Annotated in this window: 4 protein-coding genes; 1 reads left to right on the plus strand and 3 read right to left on the minus strand. The window is 35.9% G+C overall.

The window, feature by feature from the left end; all coding sequences use genetic code 11:
* Positions 1–135: LysR family transcriptional regulator (locus CWB66_RS16520; protein ID WP_138586217.1), on the minus strand; the 135-nt coding region annotated here is incomplete at its 3' end.
* 438 nt (positions 136–573) lie between these two features.
* Between CWB66_RS16520 and CWB66_RS16530 the strand changes: the two genes are divergently transcribed.
* The gene (locus tag CWB66_RS16530) at positions 574–870 is read left to right on the plus strand and encodes a hypothetical protein (RefSeq protein WP_138586218.1); all 297 of its coding nucleotides are present in this window, start codon (positions 574–576) and stop codon (positions 868–870) included.
* 201 nt (positions 871–1,071) lie between these two features.
* On the opposite strand, the gene CWB66_RS16535 is transcribed toward CWB66_RS16530, so the two are convergent.
* Both CWB66_RS16535 and CWB66_RS16540 read right to left on the minus strand, forming a co-directional pair.
* Positions 1,072–1,647 (minus strand): NAD(P)H-dependent oxidoreductase, encoded by a 576-nt coding sequence (locus tag CWB66_RS16535; RefSeq protein WP_138586219.1) that lies wholly within the window; start codon positions 1,645–1,647, stop codon positions 1,072–1,074.
* A gap of 47 nt (positions 1,648–1,694) precedes the next feature.
* Positions 1,695–2,006 (minus strand): MerR family transcriptional regulator, encoded by a 312-nt coding sequence (locus tag CWB66_RS16540; RefSeq protein ID WP_289508508.1) that lies wholly within the window; start codon positions 2,004–2,006, stop codon positions 1,695–1,697.
* Positions 2,007–2,209: the final 203 nt, after the last annotated feature.

Here is a 2,209-nt window from a genome sequence, read left to right on the forward strand (position 1 = left end):
TATGTTTAGCTGATACTCAAGTTCTTTTAAAGCCTTTGATACCGCCGGTTGACTTATAAACAGCGTTTCAGCTGCGGCCGAAAAGCTACCTAGTTTAGCAACCGTATGAAACACCCGAAGTGCATGCAAGTTCATTGTGCCTCTCAAATTACATAACTTTAAGTTATCAAATCATGATTTTAATGTATTAGAGTTATATTTTGCGCTTTATTATAATGAAGTCAATTAATAACAATGACTTTATGAAGGGATGATTATGCTTAGTAAAATTAAAAAGATAGCACAGTATTTTAGTGTTAATACTAAGCAATACAACGATTCGCGTTGGTGGTTAGGAATGCTGCGTTATTGTTTTAGCGGGGGCTGCTGTTGCCCTTAGTAAATTGCAGGTAATGCAAATAAACAGGACACCCACCCTAATTTTTGCAGTCTGGCAAACACCAAATTAAGTCTATAATGAATTAGGTGGTGCACTTCCAATTAGAATCTAGGGTGCCACAAAATTTACTTTTAAATTAGAAGATAATCGCAAAATGAGTTAGCTAAACAGCGATACAATTTAGGGGGACGATAATGAACAGACATTTTATTGGGTGTTTCTTTTTTTTAATTGCCATTGTATTGATGGTAATTACAGAAATTTACTTAACCCTCATATTTAAAGAGTTTATTTTAGCTGGTAAAGGTCTTAGCGTTTATGGGGTGTTATTGTATTTTGTTGTGATGATAGTTAGTTCCCTTTTATGGCTACTGTCCTATCGCATTAGCAAAAACCGAGCTCAAGCCGCTATTTTTTGGTTTGTGGCATTAGCGCTCACTCCTATTGCTGTATTTCAGCCTACATGGTGGTCTGCTTCACTTATGAATTAGCTCTCAAATTTAGCTCGTAACACATAGGTTGTTTATAGAAGTGCAATATCACACTCTCAACTGCGGTATTTTCAACCAAACCGTAATGGGGGTTTACAAAATTACAGTGTAATTATTGCAGGCTCTTTATATAAAGGCATACCGCCTCTAAAATTCTAAACAGCTTGTATATGTTTTATGCCACAATCAGCATAGTTAAATTCACTTTAAGTTAGCCGCTCGCTTAGTCACTTTGTTAAGCCAAGCTTGTCTGTTGTCAATTTTAGAGTTAATAACCGGACCAAAGTATGTTGAACACGTATTTTTAATTCCAGAGAAGTTTAAAATACAGTGCTTTAACTGTTTATGTATGGCATTACCTTGGATATATTTATACCAAAATACAGGAGTATCAAGGGTGAAAATGAGTTCAGAAGTGCGCCCTTTTAATAGCTTTTCAGGAATTGATTTACCCTTTACATATTTAAATGCAAACCCAGGTAAGAACGTTCTATCAATAACACCTTTGAATTTTGCTGGCATTGCTCCCCACCAAACAGGGCTTACAATAACTAGATGATCTGCCCATCGGATTTTATTTTGCAAGTCGACTAAATCAGCTTCTAAGTTAGTGACTCGATCATAACCTTCGTCTAAATTTATTTTGAAATTTAGCTCACCTATATTGATTTTCTCAACGTTATGTTTATTTTTAGCCGCTAATGCGTATTGTTCTGCTAAAGACCTACACAAACTTGTCGACTTAGGGTTTGCATTGATAATTAAAATTTTTTTCATAAACTTATATATCCTTGTTGAGTAGGATATGCAGTTTAAACTCTTACCTAAAGGTTAGAGTCAAGCTCCTGAATACAAATATCAATCGAAATTTTGTATTCTTTAATACGCTGCTTTTGTAATTCCAATTCTTTGATTTTTTCTTCAACCTGCCATTGTTTTTCAATCAAGTAGCTACTCACTAATTTCCAATCAAAATCTTCCTGACTACCTCTTAAAGTAACCATATCGGCAAGTGTAATACCTAGAGTTTGGGCTTCTTTAATCATTTTGATTTGGCTTATATTATTTTGGTTATAAATACGGTATTTCCCTGTTCTAGAGACTTTCATTAACCCAAGCTCTTCATATAACCTAATTGCTCTTCGGTGTTTGTCAAACTAGTTGTCGCGATCACTACGTTATGCACTCTCCACGTTGACGATTTCACGTTCGGGGTTTAGGTGCACTTTCTCTGGTAAATCCCAGTTGCGGATGTCACCACTCCAGCGCTCAGGCGTTTGCTCCTTAGCACGTTGATACACTTCTTTTCACTTTGCCAACACTTCACTTGCCACCCAAC

The sequence above is a fragment of the Pseudoalteromonas sp. S558 genome (assembly GCF_005886635.1).
GTDB lineage: Bacteria > Pseudomonadota > Gammaproteobacteria > Enterobacterales > Alteromonadaceae > Pseudoalteromonas > Pseudoalteromonas aliena.